The organism is Methylobacterium sp. PvR107 (assembly GCF_017833295.1).
Lineage (GTDB): Bacteria > Pseudomonadota > Alphaproteobacteria > Rhizobiales > Beijerinckiaceae > Methylobacterium.
This window is the reverse complement of record NZ_JAFIBW010000001.1, coordinates 4375460-4397012: the sequence shown is the minus strand read 5'-3', so window position 1 is coordinate 4397012 and position 21553 is coordinate 4375460. Positions and strand designations below refer to the sequence as shown.

Below are 21553 nucleotides of genomic sequence, written 5' to 3'. Positions count from 1 at the left end.
GGGGGATCGATGGCGGATGGGTCAGGCGGCGCTCTTGCGTCCGGACCGCTTGGGCCAGCCAAGCGCCACGAGGCGCGCTTTGGCGTAGTCGCGCACTTCGTCGCGGGTGCCGGACGGCATCGTCGCCAGAACGGCCTGGGTGGCGCCGTCCAGCATCAGGTCCGTGACGGCGTTGATCGTCTCGGCCTCGTCGATGCGGCGCTTGAGATCGCCTTCGGCCTCGGTGATCTGGTCGAAGGCCGGCGGCTCCTCGAAATCCTCGTCCACGGCACGGACTGCGGGCTGGTGGGCGCGGAACTCGTCGGCCTCCTCCTCCGAGTAGACGAGGCCGTGCAGCTCGATGAGCTTCAGGATGACGCGGTCCTTTCCGCGCTTCTCGGCCATGGCGTAGACGTAGGCCGCCTGCTTCCCCGAGACGCGGTAGTTCACGTTGACCAGCGCCTCGCCCAGCGACCACTCGACCCGCTCGGTCCCCGGCTTCGCGCCGGGCAGGCGGCCGGTGACGAGGATCACGGCCTCGTCGCGCTCGCACCGGATGATGGTCGGCGGCTCGAACACGATCCCCGCCTGGGCGGCGATGCGCTCCAGGGTCTTGTGGTAGATCACGGCCGTTCCCTGGACGCGCCAGACGTTGCCCCCGAAGGGCTCGCCGTAGCGGACGAGGATGTCGGCGATCTGCTTGTCGGCGGTTCGCATGCGAGGCTCGGTCCGTCAGGATTGGGCCGCGTCGTCCACAGCTTTGTGCGGCGGCGCTCTTTTGTTCTCTTTTTGTTCGTTTCTATATGCGCAATCTCCCCGAGATACGCAAGGGTCGGTCGCGGATTCGCGTGCCTTTGGACCTAGGTATGGTGCGCGCGCGCCCCGCCGTTCCGGCTCGCTTCGCCCGGCCCGGGCTGCCCCGTTATCCCGGGGCCGCGCAGTGGAACCCGGGATCCAGACCCGCCGACGCGCGAAGGACTGGCACGGGATAAGGTTCTGGGTACGGGGTGTTGAACAGCGTTGGCGTCTGCGTGCGTGATCCCGGATGCCGGCCGTGCGGCTGCGTCCGACGCCCGTGTTGGCCGGACAAGTCCCTCAGGAACCACCCGCGCTGACCGCGCTCAACGGGCGCTCAACAGATCGGTCGGCAGCCGCGCTGCGCCGGAGACCCGCATTGTTGCTGCACCGCACCCTAGGGTAGACCGCATGAACGATGTCTGAGGCAGCCGGCGCGATGACCCCTTCCCTCTGGACCCGCTTGTCGAATCCGAGCCACTTCATGCGGTGGTCGGGCGCGCTGGTGCCGTGGCTCACCGCCCTGTCGCTCGGTGTGCTCGCTGTCGGCCTGTACATGACCTTCTTCATGGTGCCGCCCGACTACCAGCAGGGCGAGACCGTGCGGATCATGTACATCCATGTCCCCGCGGCGTGGCTCGGGGTCTTCTTCTACGGCGCCATGAGCGTGTCGGCGATCGGCAGCTTGGTCTGGCGCCATCCGCTCGCGGATGTCGCCCAGCGCGCCGCGGCGCCGATCGGAGCCGCCTTCACGCTGATCTGCCTCGTCACCGGTTCCCTGTGGGGCAAGCCCATGTGGGGGACCTACTGGGTCTGGGACGCGCGCCTGACCTCGATGCTCATCCTGCTGCTGATCTATTGCGGCATCATCGCGTTGTGGCGGACCCTGGAGGACCCCAACCGGGCCGCGCGCGCGGTGGCGATCCTGACCCTCGTCGGCGCCGTGAACCTGCCGATCATCAAGTTCTCGGTGAACTGGTGGTCGACGCTGCATCAGCCGGCCTCAATCCTGCGCATGGGCGGTTCGACCATCGATCCGTCGATGCTGTACCCGCTGCTCGTCATGATCGGCGCCGCGACGCTCGGCGGGACGACCCTGCACCTCTACGCGATGCGCACCGAGATCATGCGCCGCCGGGTGCGGACGCTGACGATCCGCGAGGCGGAGCGCCTGGACCGTACCCAGCCGCGCATCATGCCCAATCCGGCCGCGATGCCGGTCGGGCAACCGGTCTAGGAGGGCCGCGATGGATCTTGGATCTCACGGCGGCTTCATCGTGGCGGCCTACGGCTTCACGGGGCTGGTCATGGTCGCCCTCATCGGCAACGCGATCCGCGACCGGCGGGCGCAGTTGCGCGCGCTCAAGGGCTTCGGCGAGGACCGGCGATGATGGCGCCCCTCGACGAGGTAACCGGGCCGCCGCCCGTCCGCCGCTCGCTCCTGCTGATCGTGCCGGCCCTCGCCTTCGCGGCGCTCGCGGCCGTGCTGTTCCTGCGCCTGCGCTCCGGTGCAGACCCGGCGGCCCTGCCCTCCGCGATGATCGGCAAGCCGGTGCCGAGCTTCGAGCTGCCCGCCGTGCCGGGACTGATCGCCGCGGGCGCGCCCGTGCCGGGGCTGTCGAGCCGGGACCTGCGGGGCCAGATCACGGTGGTCAACGTCTTCGCCTCGTGGTGCGCCCCCTGCCAGGTCGAGCACCCGATGCTGATGCGGCTGGCGAAGGAGCCCGGGATCCGGCTCGTCGGCATCGACTACAAGGAGCCGAGCCCCGAGGCAGGCCAGCGCTTCCTCGCCCGGCACGGCGTGCCGTTCAGCGCGGTCGGGGCGGATGCCAGCGGGCGGGCGGCCATCGATTTCGGCGTATACGGCGTGCCCGAGACGTTCATCGTCGGGCCCGACGGCGTGATCCGCGACAAGCTCGTCGGCATCCTGACGCCGGAGAACTTCGCGAGCGTGCTCACGCGCATCCGCGCTGCCGGGAAGGTTGCCGCGGCGCAGTAGCGCCTACGCGCCCGGCTGCGGCTCCTTGCGCTCGTAGCGGGTCAGCAGCGGCGTCTGCGCCAGCGCGAACAGCACGGTGATCGGCATGATGCCGAAAACCTTGAAGTTCACCCAGAAATCTTCCGTCTGGGTCCGCCACACCACTTCGTTGAGCGCCGCCAGCACGAAGAAGAACACGCCCCAGCGGAAGGTGAGCTTGCGCCAGCCCTCCTCGGTGAGGCTGAACATCGAATCGAGCACCACCGACAGAAGCGGGCGTCCGAAGGCGAGACCACCGAGCAAGATGGTGCCGAACAGCGTATTCACGATGGTCGGCTTGACCATGATGAAGGTCTTGTCCTGCAGCGCCAGCGTCAGGCCGCCGAACACCACGACGACCACACCCGAGACCAGCGGCATGATCGGCAGGCGCCGGACCAGGATGTAGTGGATCGTCAGCGCCACCACGGTCGCCGCGATGAACAGGCCGGTCGCCACAAACAACTTCTGATCAGGCGTGACGCCGAATTTCTCCGAATACGCGTTGCCGAGAAAGAACAGCACCAGCGGCCCGAGTTCCAGCGCCAGCTTCACGAGGGGCTGCAGGTGGCGGCGCGGGGGGACGGTTTCGATCTGCATGCGCGTCATGTGGCTCGGATGCGGCGTCCTCGGTAGGCTGGACGCGCCGGACTGAATTCGTCGGGGTGTGTGTAACGCGAGGCGCGGGATGTCCATCACGATCGACAATGCCGAGGCCGCGGCACTGCTGGCCGATCTGGCGGAAACGACTCGGCAGCCCGCGCTGGAGCTGCTCCGGCGAGAGCGGGTGCGGATCAACCCGGACCTGGAGCGCCGCATCGCCGAAGGCTTGGCCGCGGATGAAGGGATGCGGCGTCGCTAAAACGCAAGCCCGCTACGGCACGGGCCGGCACCCGGCCGGCCTGAACTTTGGCGACGGCTTCGCTTACGCGCTGGCCCGGTCGCGCAATGCGCCACTCCTGTTCAAGGGCGACGATTTTGCCTGCACCGACGTCGTGCGCGCCGCCTAGTCCTTCTCCAGCCCGGCGATGGCCCGGGCGAAGTCGCGGGCCGCGAACGGCTCCAGATCCTCGACACTTTCGCCAACGCCGATGAAGTGCACCGGCAGGCCGAACTTCGCCGCCAGCGCCACCAGGATCCCGCCCCGGGCGGTCCCGTCGAGCTTGGTCATCACGAGCCCGGAGACCGGCGCGGCCTGCGAGAACAGCTCCACTTGACTGAGCGCGTTCTGGCCGACCGTGGCGTCGAGGACCAGGAGGGTCGCGTGCGGGGCGTCAGGATCCTGCTTGCGCAGCACGCGGACGATCTTCTCCAGCTCGGCCATCAGCCCGGCCTTGTTCTGGAGCCGACCGGCGGTGTCGATCAGCAGCACGTCGGTTCCGGCGGCGGCGGCCTGCTTCAGGGCGTCGAAGGCGAGCCCGGCCGCATCCGCACCCTGGGCGCCGCTCACCACGGGCGTACCGGTGCGCGCGCCCCAGACCTTGAGCTGGTCGATGGCCGCCGCCCGGAACGTGTCGCCCGCCGCCAGCATGACCGTGCGCCCCTCCGCGCGGAGCTTCGAGGCGAGCTTGCCCAAAGTCGTGGTCTTGCCGGCGCCGTTGACGCCCACGGTGAGGATCACGAACGGCTTCCGCGCGGTGTCGATTGCGAGGGGCACGGCCACGGGCTCCAGGGCCCGCTCGACCTCGGTCGCCAGGATCGCCCGCACCTCGTCGGGCGAGATGCCCTTCTCATACCGGCCCTTGCCGACGGCTTCCGAGATCCGCATCGCGGTCTCCAGGCCGAAATCGGCCTGGATCAGGGCGTCCTCCAGATCCTCCAGGGTGGTGGCGTCGAGCTTGCGCTTGGTGAACAGGCCGGTGACCCGGTCCGACAGGGCCGACGAGGTCCGCTTCATCCCGGAGGTGAGACGGCTCCACCAGCCCTTTGCCTCCGGCTCGCGGTCCGGTCCGGCTCCGGCATCGTGGGCGAGGGCAGCGGCGGAATCGAGGGGCTGGATGTCGGGGGACGGATCCGTGATCGGCGCGTGAACCGCGTCCCCGGTATCGACCGGATCGGCCCCGTGCTGCGGATCATCGCCGGCCGTACCGGCGGGCGGGCGCTCCGGTTCGCCGGCGATCGGCAGCAGATCCGCACCCTCGACGACGTCGGCGACGGGCTCGCCCGACTCCTCGGGCGGCAGGGGAACCTGCTCGACGTGTTCCGCCCCGGTGGCGAAGTCGGGCTGGCCCTCGGACGGCGAGGCCGCCTCCGGCGGCAGTTCGGCCTCGGGCTTGTCCTCGGTCGCGGCCTGGCCTTTTCGCCCGAACAGGCGTCCGAACCAGCCGGGCTTCTCCTCGCTCGCCATGCACTCGCGTCCTCAACCCACCTTGCCCACCCGGCGCCGACCCTCTAGCCGATCCGGATGCCCAACGCCTTCGACATAGGCGCGCGCCTCCTCTACCGCGATGCCCTGCTGCTCGTCATCGACAAGCCGGCGGGGCTGCCGGTCCATCCGGGGCCGCGGGGCGGCGAGACGCTCACCGATCATCTCGACACGCTCCGGTTCGGCCTGCCCCGCCGGCCCGAAGCCGCGCACCGGCTCGACCGGGACACGTCGGGCTGCCTCGCGCTGGGCCGCCACGCCAAGGCGCTGGCGCGGCTGGGCAAGCTCTTTGCCGGCAGCGCCGTCGACAAGATTTACTGGGCCATCGTCGAGGGCGGCCCCCTTGAGGAGAGCGGACGCATCGACCTGCCGCTCGCGCGGCGCTCGGACGATCCACGCTCGTGGTGGATGAAGGCCGACCCGTCAGGGGACCCGGCGCTGACCCACTGGCGCGTGCTCGGGCGGGCGGACGGTCGGACCTGGCTGGAGCTGAAGCCGGTGACCGGCCGGACCCACCAGCTCCGGGTTCACTGCGCCGCCTCGGGCTGGCCGATCCGCGGCGACGCGATCTACGGCCCCGCGCCACGCGGCAGCGCCCTGCACCTGCATGCGCGGACCTTGTCGATCCCCCTCTACCCGAAGCGCGACGCGATCACGGTCACGGCGCCGCCGCCGCCGCACATTGCGGACGCCGTGGACCGGATGCCCGTCTGAGCCCCATCGTCATCATCCGCGCAGAAGTGACCTTGTGCAGAGTGACGGCGGGTACGAGGCGCTGCTGGAATGCTTCGCTCCGCGCGCAAAGACGAAGAGCCAGGACCGAATTCCTCCGGATCGAGTCCGCGGCTTCGGTAACTCTGCGACGTTGCGCCGTCGTCCCGGAGCTCGCCGCAGGCGAGAGCCCCGAAAGGGCGCAGCTGATTGAATACCGGCCGCAGCGAGTACCGAACGCTAGGCGCCAATGAGTCGCGTACCGTCGTGCCCCACGATGTCGATGCTGTGGAACGTCCCCGGGGCTTCCGGTGCGGCTAGACGCACCGCAGTGAAATCTGCGCTCCGCCCGACGCCGCCGCGCTCGGCCAGGACGGTCAGCCGCCTTCCGACCTGGGCGTCGAGGTGCCGCCGCAGCGCGTCGGCGCCGGCCTCGCGCAGTCGCGCCGCCCGCGCGCGGATCGCATTCGGAGCCACCGGCGGCATGCGCGCGGCGGGTGTTCCGGGACGGGGCGAATACGGAAAAACGTGCAGATGCGTCAGGCCGCATTCCGCCACGAGATCCAGAGAGCGGGCGAACTGCGCCTCGGTCTCGGTGGGAAAGCCCGCGATCAGATCCGCGCCGAAAACCACATCGGGCCGCATCCGCCGCATCGCCTCGCAGAAGCGGATCGCGTCGGCGCGCAGATGCCGGCGCTTCATCCGCTTGAGGATCAGATCGTCGCCGGCCTGCAGCGACAGGTGCAGGTGCGGCATCAGCCGCTCCTCCTCGGCGATGGCGTCGAGCAGCGCCGCGTCCGCCTCCACGGAGTCGATGGAGGAAAGCCGCAGGCGCGCGAGGCCGGGCACCGCGCGCAGGATCTGCCGGACCAGGCTGCCGAGGCTGAGCCCGGGCCAGGGCCCGGCAAGGTCGCGGCCATAGGCCGTGAGGTCCACCCCGGTCAGCACCACCTCGCGGCCGCCATGATCCACGATCCGCGCGATCTGCGCGACGACGTCGTCCGCCGGTACGGAGCGTGAGTTCCCGCGGCCGAATGGAATGACGCAGAAGGTGCAGCGATGGTCGCATCCGTTCTGCACCGGCACGAAGGCGCGGGTGTGCCCGGCCATCGCCTCGAACCGCGTCGGCTCGGCCGTCCGGGCCGTCATAACCCTACCAGGGCCCGTGCCGGCCTCAGACCATCCCTCGGGCCGGAGCTTTTCGGCGTTGCCGACGAGGCGCGACACCTCGGGCATCGCCGCGTAGGCCTCCGTTTCGACCTCGGCGCCGCAGCCGGTGACGACGATCTCGGCCCCGGGCCGCTCCCGGGCGATACGCCGGATCGCCTTGCGGGCCTGCCGCCCGGCCTCGGCGGTCACCGCGCAGGTGTTCACCACCACGCGGTCGCGCCCGTCCGCCGCCGCATGGGCCCGCAGGGCCTCGGACTCCACGGTGTTGAGGCGGCACCCGAAGGTGAGGGTCTCGATCGCCATCAGGCCGCGCTGTCGAACAGCTCCGGCGCCAGGGTCCCCTCGGCGACGAGCGCGACCGGGCCGGTCATCAGAACGTGGTCGTCGGCCCGCCATTCGACGAACAGCTCGCCGCCGGGCAGCGCGACATGCGCCTGCCGGCCGATCATCCGCAGCCGCGCGGCGGCCACCACGGTCGCGCAGGCGGCCGTGCCGCAGGCGAGCGTCAACCCGGCGCCGCGCTCCCAGACCCGGAGCTTGATGGTCTCCCGGCCCGTCACCTGCGCCACCGAGATGTTGGCGCGCTCCGGAAAGAGCGGATGGTTCTCCAGCATCGGGCCGATTCGCGCGAGGTCGAAGGCGTCCGGGTCCTGCTCCACGAAGAACACCGCGTGCGGATTGCCCATGTTCACGACGCCCGGCGAGTGCAGGACGGGATCGTCGATCGGACCGATCTGCAGCTCGACCCGGCGCGTGTCGGGGAACGGCTCAGACAGCGGAATCTCGTCCCAGGCGAGCCGGGGCCGACCCATATCGACCGTAAAGGCCCGCTCCGAGACGCGCCGCACGCCGAGAAGACCAGCCGCCGTCTCCAGGGTGAGCCGCCCGCCCTCGGCCGGCCGGGCCATGGCCGGATCGTCGAGCATCGCAAAGGCGACGCAGCGCGTGCCGTTGCCGCAGGCGCCCGACTCCGAGCCGTCGGTGTTGTAGATCCGCATGAATGCATCGGTGCCGCGGCTCACGGGATCGTGCAGCACCATCAGCTGGTCGAAGCTCGACCCCGGATCCTGCGCGATCGCCCGTGCCTCCTCGGGCTGCACCATCACGGAGGAACCGCGCAGGTCCAGCACCACGATCGCGTTGCCGGCGCCGTGCATCTTCAGGAAGCGTCTGTGGGCGAGTGCGCTCATGCGGTCCCGCGGCGAGAGGGAAGTCTGGGCTATATGGCAAACGCGGCCCCCGAGCGCGAGAGGAACGCGCAGCGTGGCAGATGCGCCGCACCCGCAGCTCTCGTCCGCGGCGGTCTCGCGGGCCGTCCCGTTCGCCATTAGGTTATGTGGCGGGAGCCCGCGCGATCATCCGCTGGCCTCGACCGGAGCGCCCCCGTGATCCGCCTTCGTCCGCTCGTCGCCGTCTCGGCCGCTCTCATGCTCGCATCCGGCGGCCCGATCGCCGCCCAACAACAGCCCGCACCGCCGCCATCCACGGCGCCCGCGCCGGCCCAGACGAATCCGCTGCCGACGACGACGGCACCGAACCCGGTGCCCGATCCGGGCAAGAGCCCGGCCCCGGCGCCCCAGCAATCGGTGGCGCCCCCGCCCGCGGGCCAGTCCGCAGTGGGAACGCCCGCGCGGCCGACGCTCCTCGAGAAGGCCGGCGAACCCGGCGACGTCGACGAGGTCACGCTTCCCGCCAAGCCGGCCGCGATCCTGTCCGGCAAGACCAAGTGGGAAGAGGCGGTGCCGAACCTCAAACAGGCCTTCGCGCGGATCGAGGCCGACCTCGCCAAGATCGGCCTCGCGCCGGCCGGCCGGCCGCTGGCCGTCTTCACGCGCACCGACGATGACGGTTTCGAGTTCGAGGCGATGATGCCCGTGGCGTCCGCCCCGAACCCGGCGCCGGCCGAGACCGACGGGTTGCGCTTCGGCACCACGCCCTCCGGCAAGGCGCTGCGCTTTGCCCACAAGGGGTCCTACGAGTCGATCGACAGCACCTACGAGACGCTGACCGCCTATCTCGATGCCAAGGACATCGTGGTGCAGGACCGCTTCGTCGAGGAATACGCCACCGACCTGAAGGACGGCACCGACGACAACCTCGACGTGAACATCTACGCCCTGGTGAAGTAGGCGCCTGTCATTCCGGGGCCGCGCAGCGGAGCCCGGAATCCGGAGCCGCCGGCATGCCAAGATCCTGAGCCGCCAGGGGTTTTGGGTTCCGGGCTCGCCTGCGGCGCCCCGGAATGACGGCGGATCGGACAGATCGCCGCTGGGCAGCCCCGACCGGAACAGCAGCGTCGGCTCGCGGATTCGCCCGACATGCCCGACGCCGACCTCAGATCCGCGATTGTCCCGCGTCCGCGCCGCAAGGCGGCTGCCACCGTCACGGATCCCGCACTTGCCGAAAAAGCGCTCGCGATCCATGCGCGGCTCTGCCCGGTCTACGGCTGCCCGATCCCGTATTTCCACAGCCTCGATCCGGTCAGCGAACTCGTCTCCTCGCTCCTGTCGCACAGGACCCGCAACGCCGAATCCGGGCGCGCCTTCAAGGCGCTGCGGGCGCGCTTCTCGGACTGGGACGCGGTGATCGCGGCGGAAGTGCCAGAGATCGAAGCCGCCATCGCGGGTGTGACCTGGCCGGAGATGAAGGCCCCGCGCATCCGCGACGTGCTCCGGGCCCTGCGCGATCGGTGCGGATCCCTCGATCTCGCCTTCCTGGCCGACATGGAAGTCGAGGTGGCACGGGCATGGCTCCAGGCCATTCCCGGAATCGGTCCCAAGACCAGCGCCGCGGTCCTGTCGTTCTCCACCCTGCGGATGCCGGCCCTGCCGGTGGACAGCCACCATCATCGCGTGGCGCAACGCCTGGGACTGATCGGCAAGAAGGTCGATGTCGGCCCGTCGCACCCGATCCTGCGGGCGCAGCTCCCGGCCGAGTGGAGCGCGCAGGATCTCTACGACAATCACGAGATCCTGATGCTGCATGGCCAGCAGGTCTGCCATCATCAGCGTCCGGCCTGCGGGCGCTGCGTCCTGGTCGACCTCTGTCCGAGCGCGAAGCTGCCCATACGGGAGCCGTGAGCGTGTCCTTGACCATTCCGGCCTACGGGTGCGAGTAACCCCGCGCCCGGCTGGCGCGGAGCCCCGGTCTTCCCTTGCTCAGGATCGGCGCCGATGGCCGCGTTCACCGAATTGGTCTTCTCGGGCGTCCAGCCCACCGGCAACCTGCATCTCGGTAACTATCTCGGGGCGGTGAAGCGCTTCGTGGAGATGCAGGAGCGCGACGCGCAGTGCCTGTATTGCGTGGTCGATATGCACGCGATCACCGTCTGGCAGGATCCGGAAGCGCTGCGCGGCCAGATCCGCGAGGTCACGGCCGCGTTCCTGGCCGCCGGCATCGATCCGAAGCGCTCGATCGTGTTCAACCAGAGTCAGGTGCCACAGCACGCCGAGCTCGCCTGGGTGTTCAACTGCGTCGCCCGCCTCGGCTGGTTGAACCGCATGACCCAGTTCAAGGAGAAGGCCGGCAAGGACCGGGAGAACGCTTCGATCGGGCTCTACGATTACCCGGTGCTGATGGCGGCCGACATCCTGGCCTACCGGGCGACGCATGTGCCGGTCGGCGAGGACCAGAAGCAGCATCTGGAGCTGACCCGGGACATCGCCCAGAAGTTCAACACCGACTTCGGCGGCTCCATCGCGGCGCACGGCCACGGCGACGCCTTCTTCCCGATCACCGAGCCGCTGATCGGCGGCCCGGCCGCCCGGGTCATGTCGCTGCGCGACGGGACCAAGAAGATGTCGAAGTCGGACCCGTCCGACAATTCCCGCATCAACCTCACGGACGACGCGGATGCCATCGCCCAGAAGATCCGCCGGGCCAAGACCGATCCGGAGCCCCTGCCCTCCGAAGTGGCCGGGCTGAAGGAGCGGCCGGAGGCCGACAATCTCGTGGGGATCTACGCGGCGCTCGCCGGAATCACCCGCGAGGAGGTACTGCGCGACTTCGGCGGGGCGCAGTTCTCGGCCTTCAAGCCAGCGCTCGCCGACCTCGCGGTGACGAACCTCGCGCCGATCGCCGGTGAGATGCGCCGCCTCACGGCCGATCCCGGCCATATCGACGCCGTGCTGGCCGATGGCTCCGCCCGGGCCGAGACCATCGCGGCGCAGACGCTCGACGCCGTCAAGGACATCGTCGGCTTCGTGCGGCGCGGTCCGAGCCTTCAGGCGGTGCGATGACCGTCCGGGCGCTGGTCTTCGACGTCTTCGGTACGCTGGTCGACTGGCGCTCCGGCGTTGCCCGCGAGGTGGCGCGGCTGCTCGCGCCCGTCGCGCCGGGCCTCGATGCCGGCGCCTTCGCGGATGCGTGGCGCGCCCGGTACAATCCCTCGATGGAGACGGTGCGCTCCGGCGCGCGGCCCTTCGTCGACCTCGACACGCTCCAGGCCGAATCGCTGCCCGACGTGCTGGCGCAGTTCGGCATCGCGGGCGTATCCGAGGCCGTGCAGCGCGAGCTGGTCCAGGCCTGGCACCGGCTCGACGCGTGGCCCGAGGTGCCGGACGCGATGCGGCGACTACGCGAAAAACACCTCCTTGCGCCGAATTCGAACGGGCATGTCCGGCTGATGGCCGACCTCGCCCGCCGCAACGGGCTGATCTTCGACGCGGTGCTCGGCGCCGGCTATTCCCGCGACTACAAGCCGAAGCCGGCGCTCTACCGCGACGCGATCGCGGCGTTCGGCTTCGCGGCGGGAGAGACCATGATGGTCGCCGCCCATTCGAACGATCTCGCGGCGGCCGCGAGCCACGGATTGTCCACCGCGCATGTCGCCCGGCCGCACGAGCACGGGCCGGCCGGCGGCGAGACCGCGCCGACGGTGCCGGTCACGCACGCGGCGCGAGACCTCGCGGATCTCGCCGACCAGCTCGGCTGCTGAACGGGACCGACGGAGGGTTGCCATGGCCGACTGGAACCCCGCCCTCTACACCCGCTTCGAGGACGAGCGGACGCGGCCGGCGGCCGAGCTCCTCGCGCGCGTGCCCCTCGACGCGCCGCGTCTGGCCGTCGATCTCGGCTGCGGGCCGGGCAATTCCACCGCGCTGATCGCGGCGCGCTTCCCCGACGCGGAGGTGATCGGCCTCGACACATCCCCCGCCATGCTGGAGAGCGCCAGCGCCCGCCTGCCGGGCCTGTCCTTCGCGCTGGCCGATGCCGCCACCTGGGTGCCGGAGCGCGCCCCCGACCTGATCTACGCCAACGCCGTCCTGCAATGGCTGCCGGACCACGCGACTCTGCTGCCGCGGCTGTTCGGACTTCTCGCCCCGGGCGGGGTGCTCGCCGTGCAGATGCCCGACAACCTCGCCGAGCCCACCCACCGACTGATGCGCGAAGTCGCGGCGGCCGGCCCCTGGGCGGCAACGATCGGCGACCCGGCCGTGGCCGGCCGCCTCGGCCGCATGCTAGAGCCCGCAGCCTACTACGACCTGCTGGCGCCATTGGCCGCCGAGGTCGATGTCTGGCGCACCGCCTATCACCATAGGATGGCGGATGCGGCCGCCATCGTGGACTGGGTGAGCGCCACGGGGCTCCGGCCCTTCCTCGATCCGCTGGCGCCCGGGGAGAAGGCCGGCTTCCTGGCGGCCTATACCTGCGCGATCGACGCCGCCTACACGCCGCGCAGCGACGGGCAGCGCCTGCTCGCCTTCCCGCGGGTGTTCATCGTCGCCCGAAAAGCCCCGTAGCGCGCAGGACGGCCCGGTGGTCCTCAGGCCGCGCGCACCGTTCCGAGGAAGCGGCTGACCTCCGCCCGGAGGTGCTCGGATTGCTGCGACAGGTTCGCGGACGAGTCCAGCACCTGGCCCGCGGCCGAGCCGGTCATGTCGGCGGCTTCGGCCACGTGGGCGATGTTCGTCGTCACCTCGCCCGTGCCGGCGGCGGCCTGGGTCACGTTGCGGACGATCTCCTGGGTCGCCGTACCCTGCTGCTCGACCGCGGCCGCGATCGTCGTGGCCACGCCGCTGATCTCGTCGACGCGCGTCGTGATGCTGCCGATCGCCGAGGCCGCCTGCGCGGTCGAGGCCTGCACGCGGGCGATCTGGCCCGCGATCTCCTCGGTGGCCCGCGCGGTCTGTTCGGCCAGTGCCTTCACCTCGGCGGCCACGACCGCGAAGCCCCGTCCGGCCTCGCCGGCACGGGCCGCCTCGATGGTGGCGTTGAGGGCCAGCAGGTTGGTCTGGCCCGCGATGCCGCTGATCAGCGCCACCACGTCCCCGATCTTCATCACGGCCGCACTCAGATCCTCGACCAGCCGCACCGTGCGCCCGGCCTCGTCGGCCGCGGCCCGCGCGAGCTGCGCGGAGCCCTGGACCTGACGCCCGATCTCCTGCACGGAGCTGCCGAGCTCCTCGGCCGCCGAGGCCGCGGCCCGGACGTTGGCGGCGGCCTCCTCGGCTCCGGCCGCCACGGTGGTCGACTGGCCGGCGGTCTCCGACGCCGTGGCGGCCAACGCCCGGGCCGTGGCCTACAGCTCGGTGGCCGCGTTCGTGACCGTCTCGACGATGCCGCCGACCGCCTGCTCGAAGGTGTTCGCCAGATCCGCCGTCACCCGCTTGCGCTCCCGGTCGGCGGCGGCCTGGGCAGAAGCCCGCGCCTGCGTGTCGGCCTCCGCCTGCGCCCGGAGACCGTCGCGCAGCTTCAGGACGGCCCGCCCGACCAGCCCGACCTCGTCGCGGCGCCGAGCCTCGGGCACGTCCGCCCCGTAATCGCCCGCGGCCATGTCGCCGATGGTCCTGCCGAGCGCGCGGACCGGCTTTCCGACGAGGCGGTGCAGCGCACCGAAGACGAGCGCGCAGCCGATCAGCACGCAGAGGACCGCGATGCCGATCAGCCTGGCGCGCGCCTGATCGGCGGCGGCCGTGAGCGTCGCCACCGGCACCGCGACCACGATGGCCCAGCGGTCGGGCGTCTCACCCGCCTGGATATGCTGCGCCATGTACCGCCACGGCGCCCCATCCGGACCCGGCGCATCGGTCACCACCACGGCGCCCGCTGCGATCGCCTGCCTGGCCGCGTCGGCTGCCGACGCGTCGAAGCCGTGCATCGGCTTCCCGGCCGCCGCGCCGGTCGGATGCGCGACGGTCGTTCCGCTTGCCGAGACAACGGCCAGGTAGCCGGTCCCGAACGGCTTCACCGCGCCGAAGGCGGTATTCAGGGATCCGAGGTCGATGTCGACGCCGGCGGTGCCGCGATACGTGCCGTCCACGCTGATCGGCGCGCCGAAGGACATCATGACGACGTCCTTCCCGGCCACCTTGTAGATGTAGGGTTCGATGGCCACCAAGCGGTTCAGCTTCTTCGGCTGAAGGTAATAGGCGCCGTCCGGCTCGGCCTCGTATCCGGTGAGAACCTCCCGCTTGATCGTGCCGCTGCCGCGATTCCAGTAGGGCATGAAGCGGCCGCTCGCGTCCGAGGAGGCCGTGCCGGCGAACGCGCTGTCGCGCCCGTCCAGGGCATCCGGCTCCCAGCCCGTCCAGGTCGCGATCAGGCTGGGGTTGGCGCGCAGAAGCTCGCGCAGCATCGCATCGTAGACCTCACGGTCCTGAATGCCGCGGGCGCGCAGGGCTGAGGCGGAGGCCGCGATGCTCTCGGCGGTCTTGGCCGCGACCGCGAGGCGAAACCGGACCTCGCGCGCCTCGTTCGACAGAGTCTCCGACTGCATCTTGGCCGCCTGCTCCTCGAAGGAAGCGTTGATTCGACGGGCAAGAAAAGTCATCCCTCCCGCGAAAACCGCAGCGATCAGGATGCTACAGATAACGGCGACACGCAGGGGCAGCGAAAGCATGTTCTTTACGATCCGCGCAAGGATGTGCCCGACCAGATTTTCAGGAAATCTAGCGGCCACCCGCTCGCATCGTCAAGAAATTTTGAACCCAACCGCAATCAATCGCGATTATATCGCTACATCAATATGAAGCGCTGCGTATATCTACTTGGTATCAACTTATGCGCCGAAGATTGAATTCCCGGCATATCGAGCGCCCGCCGGCCGCCCCATTTCGCGGGGCGGCCGGCAAAGGGCTGTCAGGCCTCGCCGCGGGCGACCAGCGCCTCGTACTCCGAGACCTCCAGCTTACCCTCCCGGGCGACCCGCGCCTTGTCTTCGTCGCTGATCACGTCGCCCGCGAGGTCCAGACGCTTCCAGGCGGCCAGCGGCGTCTCGCGGCCGGGCCGCGGCACGTACTTGTTCTGCTCGAGCTTCTGATACTGGTGGATGTAGCGCGGGCAGTTGATCCAGATCTTCGTCACCGCGACCTTCACGAGGTACTTGGCCTCGGTGTACGCGGCCATCAGGGCGTCGTCGCGCAACAGCGTCGCGTGGCCTTGCACGCGGATGCGATGGGGCGTCTCGAAGTCGATGAACAGCAGGCCGACCTTGGCCTGCCCCTCGATGTTGCCCATCGAGTAGAACATGCCGTTGCCGTCGAAGCCCGGGAACACCAGCGTGCTGGGGTCGAGCACCTTCACGAAGCCCGTGGGGCCGCCCTTGTAGGAGACCGTCGGCATCCCGTCCGGGTCGACGGTCGAGAGGAAGAACATGTCGCGGGAGCCGATGAAGGCGGCCTCGTCCGGCTGGACGGTCTCGTGGACCCAGTCCTCGTCGAGCCGCACGGCAAGCTTGGTGGTGCCGAACTCCTCCTGCAGCGCCCGGTGCGCGTCGGAATAGAGCGATGCCATGGGTGTCCTCTCCGCTGGCCGGTCCTCGTACGCGCGGGACCGCTGGCGGGCTTATGGCCGGGACGCCCCATGTCGGGCAACCCGGAACGCGAAGGGCCGGCCACGCCTCCGCGCGACCGGCCCCCGGGCGCGGCCGAGCAGAGCCCGGCCGCGCGATCCGAAGCAATCAGTTGCGGGTCTTGTCGACCAGCGCCTTCTCGGAGATCCACGGCATCATGCCGCGGAGCTTGGCGCCGACCTCCTCGATCGGGTGGGCGGCGAGCTTGGCGCGAGTCGCCTTGAACGAGGTCTGGTTGACCTTGTTCTCCAGCATCCAGTTGCGGGTGAAGGTGCCCGACTGGATGTCGTTCAGCACGCGCTTCATCTCGGCCTTGGTCTCGGGCGTGACGATGCGCGGGCCGGTGACGTACTCGCCGTACTCGGCCGTGTTGGAGATCGAGTAGTTCATGTTGGCGATGCCGCCCTCGTAGATGAGGTCGACGATCAGCTTCACCTCGTGGAGGCACTCGAAATAGGCCATCTCGGGGGCGTAGCCCGCCTCGACCAGGGTCTCGAAGCCGGCCTTGATCAGCTCGACGAGGCCGCCGCAGAGCACGGCCTGCTCGCCGAACAGGTCGGTCTCGCACTCCTCCTTGAAGGTCGTCTCGATGATGCCGGCGCGGCCGCCGCCATTCGCCGAGGCGTAGGACAGGCCGAGGTCGTGGGCGTTTCCGCTCGCGTCCTGCGCGATGGCGATCAGGGTCGGCACGCCGCCGCCGCGCAGGTACTCGGAGCGCACGGTGTGGCCCGGGCCCTTCGGGGCGACCATCAGGACGTCGAGGTCCTTGCGCGGCTCGATCAGGTTGAAGTGGACGTTGAGGCCGTGGGCGAACAGGAGCGCGGCGCCCTGCTTCATGTTGCCCTCGAGGGACTCGCGGTAGATGTCGCCCTGCAGCTCGTCGGGGGTGAGCATCATCACCACGTCGGCCCACTTGGCCGCCTCGGCGACCGGCAGGACCTTGAAGCCCTCGTGCTCGGCCTTCTTGGCGGTGGCGGAACCCTCGCGCAGGGCGATGACGATGTCCTTCACGCCGGAATCGCGCAGGTTCAGCGCGTGGGCGTGGCCCTGGCTGCCGTAGCCGACGATGGCGACCTTCTTGCCCTTGATCAGGTTCAGGTCGGCGTCGCGATCGTAATACACCCGCATGTCTGTCTCCTCTTAAACTTGGTGCTTCGGGTCGGGTTTGGCCCGGCCGTAGAGGGCCAGGAACTGCTCGACGGCGCGGCCCGCGTCGCGCCGGATCCCGGCCCCGTCGAGGTCGAGGGTCTCGCCGAGCAGAAGGCGAATCTGGATATCCCGGCCGACGAGGCCGAAGAAGGTGCGGAAGGCGGCCTCGCTGTCGGCGAAGGTGAGCAGGCCGGCGGCGCGGCCCGCCTCCAGCACGGGCTTCACCCGCTCGCCGATGGCGAAGCGCCCGTTCGCCAGGACGATGCCGCCGAGGTTGCTCTTGCGCGAGCCTGCATGGGCGATGGCGATGCGGTTCAGCGCCACCGAGGTCGGACCGGTGATGACCTCCAGCCACGTCACGGCGAAGTCCTGCAGGCGCTCCCGCAGGGTCTCGCCGTCGAGCACCTGCGCGGCGTCGTGCCCGGCATGGACCCGGGAGGCCTGCCAACGCACCGTCGCGGTCAGCAACCCGTCCCGGTCGCCGAACCACTTGTAGAGGGTTTCCTTCGAGCAGCTCGCCCGACGCGCGACGGCGTCCATGGTGACCTGCTCGCCGTCCTCGACCATGAGGCCGAGCACGGCGTCCAGCACCGCCTGCTGGCGTGCCGACGGCGCGTCCTGCTCTGCTGTGGCGCTGGACTGCATCATCTCAAATGGTGTACCGTACCGTACGGTACGGTCATTAGGCCGTTTCGACGGCCGCGGCAAGGGGGTGCAGCGACCGGGACGCGTCAGCGCGGGAGCGGCAGTCCCTCGCGGGCGAAGACGGCCTGGACGGCGGGGCGCTCGGCAACGCGGCGGGCATGGGCGGTCCAGGCCGGGAAACGGCCGGCCATGTCAAACCGGAGAACCGGGCCGTTGGCCCAGAACCAGAAGACCATCAGGTAGGCGTCGACGACGGAGAACCGGTCACCCACCGCCCAGCCGCCTTGCGAGAGTCGCACCTCGGTCATGGTGGCGAGATCCGCGTAGGTGTTGGCCGCCTTGCTCTTGATGCCTTCGAACGCGTCCTCATCCTCGGTGTAGCGCTCCGGACGGCGGACATGCGCGTAGGTCACGTGGTGGTTGCAGGCGAGCCAGCCGAGCCACTCGTCCGCGGCGGCCTGCTCCCGCAGGTCGGCGGGCCACAGAGCCGTCTCCGGCACCTGACGGGCGACGTGGCGCATGATGGCCGCGCACTCGGTGAGCACCCAGCCGTCCTCGGTCAGCGCCGGCACGCGGCCGCGATCGTTGATCGCGAGGTATTCGGGCCGGCGCTGGTCGCCCGCGGCGAGGTCGAGCTTGATGCCCTCGTAGGGCAGCCCGGATTCCTCCAGGATAATGTGGGCGGCGAGCGAGCAGGCGCCGGGGGCGTAGTAGAGGGTGCGGGCGGTCATGCCACTGCTATACGCCGTCCGGCATCAAAGCCCGAGCAGTTTCGCGATCTGATGCCGGTCTTCGGCGATATCAGCGCCCGGCGCGACGCCGACGCGCCTCAGAATGCGCGCCCGCTGATCCAGGGACCGGATCTGATCCGTCAACACCGCGCCTGCGACAGTCATTCCGACCGGAAGCATGACCTTCGTCGGTCATGGTTCGATGTTGCTCGTAATCGGGCAGACGTGTTCAGTCCCGCGGACAGGACCGAATTTGACGCGGATCGAATCGCCGGCCTGAAGCAATGGCTCAGCGGGGGGCGTCGTCATCGATGATCTCGGAGCCGACATCCGGCTCCCAATCCACGGTCGGCGGCTCGAAATCCGGGCCCAGACGGCGCATCTCGGCGACCATGTCCTCGAGCGTATAGACCGGAAGCCCGTCGACGTACCGGCGCCCGGCCCATTGCTGCGGCTCCGGCGGGACAGGGCGCTTCGCGACGATCTCGACCGTCTCGCCCGCGCGGATGCCGCGTTCCTCGGCCTCCGCGCTGCTCAGCCGCATGGCGAGGTCGTCACCTTAGCGAATGACCTTGGCTTCCATCGCTCCGCCTCCTGCGGGGACGGCGCATCCTAGCTGAGGCGAAGGAGCAAGTCCTACAGCGGCTCCGCCCCGCGCCCCATCGCGGAGATGCCGGTCCGGCAGATCTCCACCAGCCCGATCACGCTCATCAGGCGCACGAACCGGTCGACATCCTCGGTGGCGCCCGTCAGCTCGAACACGAAGGAATTGAGCGTGGCGTCCAGCGTCTTGGCGCCGAAGGCGGCGGCCAGCCGCAGGGCCTCGCTGCGGTGCTCGCCCTCGCCCTTCACCTTCACGAGGCAGATCTCGCGCTCGAGGGCGTTCCCCTGGAGCGTCAGGTCCACCACCCGGTGCACCGGAACCAGCCGGTCCAGCTGCGCCTTGATCTGCTCGATCACCGCGTTCGTTCCGGTGGTCACGATGGTGATGCGCGAGATGTGGCGCGCCTCCTCGGTCTCGGAGACGGTCAGGCTCTCGATGTTGTAGCCGCGGCCGGAGAACAAGCCCGAGATGCGGGCGAGCACGCCGGGCTCGTTGTCGACGATCACCGCCAGCGTGTGCCGGTTCACCGGCTCGACGCGGACCGCATCGGGGTAGTGGGTGTTCATCGCGTTCATCGCCGGCCTCGTCCTCGTCGTTCGACCCATCGCCGCCGCAGCGGCGGATCGCGGCCCGGCGGTGACGCCGGGCCGCCCGCCCTCACACCAGCATCTTGCCTTCCTCGGAGATGACGTCGCCGAGTTCGACGCCGGTCTCGCCGAGGTAATCGGACAGGAGCATCTCGTTGTGCGCCTTGCCCGACGGAATCATCGGGAAGCAGTTCTCGGTCTTGTCGACGATGCAGTCGAAGATCACCGGACCGTCATGGGCGAGCATCTCCGCGATGGCGCCGTCGAGGTCGCCCGGCTTCTCGCAGCGCATGCCCTTGGCGCCGTAGGCCTCGGCCAGCTTCACGAAGTCCGGCAGGCTCTCCGAGTAGCTCTGCGAGTAGCGCGAGCCGTGAAGCAGCTCCTGCCACTGCCGGACCATGCCCATGTACTCGTTGTTGAGGATGAACACCTTGACCGGCAGGCGGTACTGCACCGCCGTCGACATCTCCTGCATGTTCATCAGGATCGAGGCTTCGCCGGCGATGTCGATGACGAGCCCACCGGGATGGGCGAGCTGCGTGCCGATCGCCGCCGGCAAGCCGTAGCCCATCGTGCCGAGGCCGCCGGAAGTCATCCAGCGGTTCGGCTCGTCGTACTTGAAGTACTGGGCGGCCCACATCTGGTGCTGGCCGACCTCGGTGGTGATGTAGGTCTCGCGGTCCTTGCAGGCCTCGTAGAGGCGCTGCACGGCGTATTGCGGCTTGATGATCGTGCCCGACGGCCAGTAGGCGAGGCAGTCCCGCGCCTTCCAGGTCTTGATCTTCTGCAGCCAGGGCTCGAGGTTCGACACGTCGGGCCGCGACGGCAGGGCGCGCCATGCCTCCAGCATGTCGGCGAGCACCGAGGCGCAGTCGCCGACGATCCCGACATCGACCTTGACCACCTTGTTGATCGAGGAGGCGTCGACGTCGATGTGGATCTTCTTGGAGAACGGCGAGAACGCGTCGAGCCGGCCGGTGATCCGGTCATCGAACCGGGCGCCGACGCAGATCATCACGTCGCATTCGTGCATCGCGAGGTTGGCCTCGTAGGTCCCGTGCATGCCGAGCATGCCCAGGAACTTCTCGTCCGTGCCCGGATAGGCGCCGAGGCCCATCAGGGTCGAGGTGACCGGGAAGCCGGTCTCGCGGACGAGCTCGCGCAGCAGGCGCGAAGCCTCGGGGCCGGAATTGATCACGCCGCCGCCGGTGTAGAAGACCGGCCGGCGCGCGGTGGCCATCAGCTCGACGGCCGCGCGGATCCGGTCGGCATCGCCCTTCACGGCCGGACGGTAGGTCTTGTGGCTCGCGATCTCCGGGCGCTCGTAGAGGCCGGAGGCGAACTGGATGTCCTTGGGCAGGTCGACGACGACCGGGCCGGGACGGCCGTTCGCCGCCACGTAGAACGCTTCGTGCAGGATGCGCGGCAGGTCGTCGATCGATTTGACCAGGTAATTGTGCTTCGTGCAGTGGCGCGTGATGCCGACCGTGTCGCATTCCTGGAACGCGTCGGTGCCGATCAGGTGCGTCGGGACCTGGCCGGTGATGCAGACCAGCGGGATCGAATCCAGCATCGCGTCGGTGAGGCCGGTGACGATGTTGGTGGCGCCGGGGCCCGAGGTGACGAGGACGCAGCCGACCTTGCCCGAGGAGCGGGCATAGCCCTCCGCGGCGTGGACGGCGCCCTGCTCGTGGCGGACGAGGATGTGCTTGACGGCGTTCTGGTGGAACAGCGCGTCGTAGATCGGAAGTACGGCGCCGCCCGGATACCCGAACAGCGTATCGACACCCTGATCCTGGAAGGCCCGGATGACCATCTCGGCCCCGGTCATGACCTCGCCGCTCATGCTCGTCTCCTCGCGCTCTCCGGAGCCACGGCGATCCACGACCGCCGCCCTGCCCCGTCGTCTCTCACCGCACCCTCGTCTGGCGGGGCGGTCACCGCCTCGCCCGAACGTGCCCTTCGCTTCGATATCCTGTCTGCGCCGATCCCATGCTGCCCTGACGCGG

Annotated in this window: 23 protein-coding genes and 2 pseudogenes; 11 read left to right on the top strand and 14 right to left on the bottom strand. The window is 69.7% G+C overall.

Features of this window, described 5'->3' with window-relative positions; translation table 11 throughout:
• Positions 1 to 21 precede the first annotated feature (21 nt).
• Positions 22 to 696, bottom strand: a complete 675-nt coding sequence (locus JOE48_RS20715; RefSeq protein WP_210032551.1) for a trna delta -isopentenylpyrophosphate transferase — start codon at positions 694 to 696, stop codon at positions 22 to 24.
• Between the two features lie 517 nt (positions 697 to 1213).
• Here JOE48_RS20715 and JOE48_RS20710 point away from each other — a divergent pair.
• Genes JOE48_RS20710 through JOE48_RS20700 form a run of 3 tightly spaced genes read left to right on the top strand, consistent with a single transcriptional unit; the run spans position 1214 to position 2773 of the window.
• Complete coding sequence (locus JOE48_RS20710; RefSeq protein ID WP_210032550.1) at positions 1214 to 2011, top strand: heme ABC transporter permease; 798 nt, start codon at positions 1214 to 1216, stop codon at positions 2009 to 2011.
• A gap of 10 nt (positions 2012 to 2021) precedes the next feature.
• Positions 2022 to 2165, top strand: a complete 144-nt coding sequence (ccmD, locus tag JOE48_RS20705) for a heme exporter protein CcmD (RefSeq protein WP_210032549.1) — start codon at positions 2022 to 2024, stop codon at positions 2163 to 2165.
• Positions 2162 to 2773 (top strand): DsbE family thiol:disulfide interchange protein, encoded by a 612-nt coding sequence (locus JOE48_RS20700; protein ID WP_210032548.1) that lies wholly within the window; start codon positions 2162 to 2164, stop codon positions 2771 to 2773. Before ccmD ends, JOE48_RS20700 begins: the two co-directional genes overlap by 4 nt.
• Positions 2774 to 2776: 3 nt before the next feature.
• Here the strand turns inward: JOE48_RS20700 and JOE48_RS20695 are convergent, their stop codons facing one another.
• On the bottom strand, positions 2777 to 3391 hold the full coding sequence (locus tag JOE48_RS20695) for a septation protein A (RefSeq protein ID WP_210032546.1): 615 nt from the start codon (positions 3389 to 3391) through the stop codon (positions 2777 to 2779).
• An 88-nt stretch (positions 3392 to 3479) separates the two neighbouring features.
• On the opposite strand from JOE48_RS20695, the gene JOE48_RS20690 reads away from it, so the two are divergent.
• Entirely contained in the window at positions 3480 to 3653 is a 174-nt protein-coding gene (locus JOE48_RS20690) for a hypothetical protein (RefSeq protein ID WP_210032544.1), read from the top strand.
• A gap of 10 nt (positions 3654 to 3663) precedes the next feature.
• Positions 3664 to 3801: pseudogene (locus tag JOE48_RS20685) on the top strand (type II toxin-antitoxin system VapC family toxin); the annotation flags it as partial.
• Here the strand turns inward: JOE48_RS20685 and ftsY are convergent.
• Complete coding sequence (gene ftsY / locus JOE48_RS20680) at positions 3798 to 5138, bottom strand: signal recognition particle-docking protein FtsY (protein ID WP_210032543.1); 1341 nt, start codon at positions 5136 to 5138, stop codon at positions 3798 to 3800. The pseudogene JOE48_RS20685 and the gene ftsY overlap by 4 nt on opposite strands.
• Positions 5139 to 5195: 57 nt before the next feature.
• On the opposite strand from ftsY, the gene JOE48_RS20675 reads away from it, so the two are divergent.
• The gene (locus tag JOE48_RS20675) at positions 5196 to 5870 is read left to right on the top strand and encodes an RluA family pseudouridine synthase (protein WP_210032542.1); all 675 of its coding nucleotides are present in this window, start codon (positions 5196 to 5198) and stop codon (positions 5868 to 5870) included.
• A 237-nt stretch (positions 5871 to 6107) separates the two neighbouring features.
• Here the strand turns inward: JOE48_RS20675 and mtaB are convergent, their stop codons facing one another.
• Both mtaB and dapF read right to left on the bottom strand, forming a co-directional pair.
• A complete protein-coding gene (gene mtaB, locus JOE48_RS20670; protein WP_210032541.1) occupies positions 6108 to 7340 on the bottom strand; it encodes a tRNA (N(6)-L-threonylcarbamoyladenosine(37)-C(2))-methylthiotransferase MtaB in 1233 nt (410 codons plus the stop codon).
• Positions 7340 to 8227 (bottom strand): diaminopimelate epimerase, encoded by an 888-nt coding sequence (gene dapF / locus JOE48_RS20665; RefSeq protein WP_210032540.1) that lies wholly within the window; start codon positions 8225 to 8227, stop codon positions 7340 to 7342. The genes mtaB and dapF overlap by 1 nt, the downstream gene beginning before the upstream one ends.
• A 195-nt stretch (positions 8228 to 8422) precedes the next feature.
• Here dapF and JOE48_RS20660 point away from each other — a divergent pair, with 195 nt between their 5' ends.
• The 5 genes from JOE48_RS20660 to tam all read left to right on the top strand — a co-directional run bounded on the left by JOE48_RS20660 (position 8423) and on the right by tam (position 12778).
• A complete protein-coding gene (locus tag JOE48_RS20660) occupies positions 8423 to 9166 on the top strand; it encodes a GyrI-like domain-containing protein (RefSeq protein ID WP_210032539.1) in 744 nt (247 codons plus the stop codon).
• A 189-nt stretch (positions 9167 to 9355) separates the two neighbouring features.
• Positions 9356 to 10117 carry an endonuclease III gene (gene nth / locus JOE48_RS20655; RefSeq protein ID WP_210032538.1) on the top strand — a complete coding sequence of 254 codons (762 nt, stop codon included), beginning with the start codon at positions 9356 to 9358 and terminating at the stop codon, positions 10115 to 10117.
• Between the two features lie 93 nt (positions 10118 to 10210).
• On the top strand, positions 10211 to 11275 hold the full coding sequence (gene trpS, locus JOE48_RS20650) for a tryptophan--tRNA ligase (protein WP_210032537.1): 1065 nt from the start codon (positions 10211 to 10213) through the stop codon (positions 11273 to 11275).
• Complete coding sequence (locus JOE48_RS20645; protein WP_210032536.1) at positions 11272 to 11973, top strand: haloacid dehalogenase type II; 702 nt, start codon at positions 11272 to 11274, stop codon at positions 11971 to 11973. The genes trpS and JOE48_RS20645 overlap by 4 nt, the downstream gene beginning before the upstream one ends.
• Positions 11974 to 11995: 22 nt before the next feature.
• Positions 11996 to 12778: a trans-aconitate 2-methyltransferase gene (gene tam / locus JOE48_RS20640; protein WP_210032535.1), complete on the top strand. Its 783-nt coding sequence runs from the start codon at positions 11996 to 11998 to the stop codon at positions 12776 to 12778.
• 23 nt (positions 12779 to 12801) lie between these two features.
• On the opposite strand, the pseudogene JOE48_RS20635 reads toward tam, so the two are convergent.
• From JOE48_RS20635 to JOE48_RS20595, 9 genes and pseudogenes are all read right to left on the bottom strand, one after another.
• Positions 12802 to 14877 (bottom strand): annotated as a pseudogene (locus JOE48_RS20635) (methyl-accepting chemotaxis protein).
• Between the two features lie 239 nt (positions 14878 to 15116).
• Positions 15117 to 15770, bottom strand: a complete 654-nt coding sequence (locus tag JOE48_RS20630) for a pyridoxamine 5'-phosphate oxidase family protein (protein ID WP_210032534.1) — start codon at positions 15768 to 15770, stop codon at positions 15117 to 15119.
• Between the two features lie 166 nt (positions 15771 to 15936).
• A complete protein-coding gene (gene ilvC, locus JOE48_RS20625; protein WP_210032533.1) occupies positions 15937 to 16956 on the bottom strand; it encodes a ketol-acid reductoisomerase in 1020 nt (339 codons plus the stop codon).
• A 12-nt stretch (positions 16957 to 16968) separates the two neighbouring features.
• Positions 16969 to 17625 carry a TetR/AcrR family transcriptional regulator C-terminal domain-containing protein gene (locus tag JOE48_RS20620; protein WP_210032532.1) on the bottom strand — a complete coding sequence of 219 codons (657 nt, stop codon included), beginning with the start codon at positions 17623 to 17625 and terminating at the stop codon, positions 16969 to 16971.
• Between the two features lie 83 nt (positions 17626 to 17708).
• Positions 17709 to 18353, bottom strand: a complete 645-nt coding sequence (locus tag JOE48_RS20615) for a glutathione S-transferase family protein (protein ID WP_210032531.1) — start codon at positions 18351 to 18353, stop codon at positions 17709 to 17711.
• A gap of 24 nt (positions 18354 to 18377) precedes the next feature.
• Positions 18378 to 18533 (bottom strand): hypothetical protein, encoded by a 156-nt coding sequence (locus JOE48_RS30435; protein WP_245252901.1) that lies wholly within the window; start codon positions 18531 to 18533, stop codon positions 18378 to 18380.
• Between the two features lie 109 nt (positions 18534 to 18642).
• Complete coding sequence (locus JOE48_RS20605; protein ID WP_245252900.1) at positions 18643 to 18897, bottom strand: MazF family transcriptional regulator; 255 nt, start codon at positions 18895 to 18897, stop codon at positions 18643 to 18645.
• Between the two features lie 92 nt (positions 18898 to 18989).
• The gene (gene ilvN, locus JOE48_RS20600) at positions 18990 to 19532 is read right to left on the bottom strand and encodes an acetolactate synthase small subunit (RefSeq protein WP_210032530.1); all 543 of its coding nucleotides are present in this window, start codon (positions 19530 to 19532) and stop codon (positions 18990 to 18992) included.
• Between the two features lie 82 nt (positions 19533 to 19614).
• A complete protein-coding gene (locus tag JOE48_RS20595; protein WP_210032529.1) occupies positions 19615 to 21390 on the bottom strand; it encodes an acetolactate synthase 3 large subunit in 1776 nt (591 codons plus the stop codon).
• Positions 21391 to 21553 lie beyond the last annotated feature (163 nt).

Excerpts from the sequence above, each read along its gene's own strand:
- JOE48_RS20715 (WP_210032551.1), bottom strand. The coding sequence starts at position 696 with ATGCGAACCGCCGACAAGCAGATCGCCGACATCCTCGTCCGCTACGGC.
- JOE48_RS20710 (WP_210032550.1), top strand. The coding sequence starts at position 1,214 with ATGACCCCTTCCCTCTGGACCCGCTTGTCGAATCCGAGCCACTTCATG.
- ccmD (WP_210032549.1), top strand. The coding sequence starts at position 2,022 with ATGGATCTTGGATCTCACGGCGGCTTCATCGTGGCGGCCTACGGCTTC.
- JOE48_RS20700 (WP_210032548.1), top strand. The coding sequence starts at position 2,162 with ATGATGGCGCCCCTCGACGAGGTAACCGGGCCGCCGCCCGTCCGCCGC.
- JOE48_RS20695 (WP_210032546.1), bottom strand. The coding sequence starts at position 3,391 with ATGCAGATCGAAACCGTCCCCCCGCGCCGCCACCTGCAGCCCCTCGTG.
- JOE48_RS20690 (WP_210032544.1), top strand. The coding sequence starts at position 3,480 with ATGTCCATCACGATCGACAATGCCGAGGCCGCGGCACTGCTGGCCGAT.
- ftsY (WP_210032543.1), bottom strand. The coding sequence starts at position 5,138 with ATGGCGAGCGAGGAGAAGCCCGGCTGGTTCGGACGCCTGTTCGGGCGA.
- JOE48_RS20675 (WP_210032542.1), top strand. The coding sequence starts at position 5,196 with ATGCCCAACGCCTTCGACATAGGCGCGCGCCTCCTCTACCGCGATGCC.
- mtaB (WP_210032541.1), bottom strand. The coding sequence starts at position 7,340 with ATGGCGATCGAGACCCTCACCTTCGGGTGCCGCCTCAACACCGTGGAG.
- dapF (WP_210032540.1), bottom strand. The coding sequence starts at position 8,227 with ATGAGCGCACTCGCCCACAGACGCTTCCTGAAGATGCACGGCGCCGGC.
- nth (WP_210032538.1), top strand. The coding sequence starts at position 9,356 with ATGCCCGACGCCGACCTCAGATCCGCGATTGTCCCGCGTCCGCGCCGC.
- trpS (WP_210032537.1), top strand. The coding sequence starts at position 10,211 with ATGGCCGCGTTCACCGAATTGGTCTTCTCGGGCGTCCAGCCCACCGGC.
- JOE48_RS20645 (WP_210032536.1), top strand. The coding sequence starts at position 11,272 with ATGACCGTCCGGGCGCTGGTCTTCGACGTCTTCGGTACGCTGGTCGAC.
- tam (WP_210032535.1), top strand. The coding sequence starts at position 11,996 with ATGGCCGACTGGAACCCCGCCCTCTACACCCGCTTCGAGGACGAGCGG.
- JOE48_RS20630 (WP_210032534.1), bottom strand. The coding sequence starts at position 15,770 with ATGGCATCGCTCTATTCCGACGCGCACCGGGCGCTGCAGGAGGAGTTC.
- ilvC (WP_210032533.1), bottom strand. The coding sequence starts at position 16,956 with ATGCGGGTGTATTACGATCGCGACGCCGACCTGAACCTGATCAAGGGC.
- JOE48_RS20620 (WP_210032532.1), bottom strand. The coding sequence starts at position 17,625 with ATGATGCAGTCCAGCGCCACAGCAGAGCAGGACGCGCCGTCGGCACGC.
- JOE48_RS20615 (WP_210032531.1), bottom strand. The coding sequence starts at position 18,353 with ATGACCGCCCGCACCCTCTACTACGCCCCCGGCGCCTGCTCGCTCGCC.
- JOE48_RS30435 (WP_245252901.1), bottom strand. The coding sequence starts at position 18,533 with ATGCTTCCGGTCGGAATGACTGTCGCAGGCGCGGTGTTGACGGATCAG.
- JOE48_RS20605 (WP_245252900.1), bottom strand. The coding sequence starts at position 18,897 with ATGCGGCTGAGCAGCGCGGAGGCCGAGGAACGCGGCATCCGCGCGGGC.
- ilvN (WP_210032530.1), bottom strand. The coding sequence starts at position 19,532 with ATGAACGCGATGAACACCCACTACCCCGATGCGGTCCGCGTCGAGCCG.
- JOE48_RS20595 (WP_210032529.1), bottom strand. The coding sequence starts at position 21,390 with ATGAGCGGCGAGGTCATGACCGGGGCCGAGATGGTCATCCGGGCCTTC.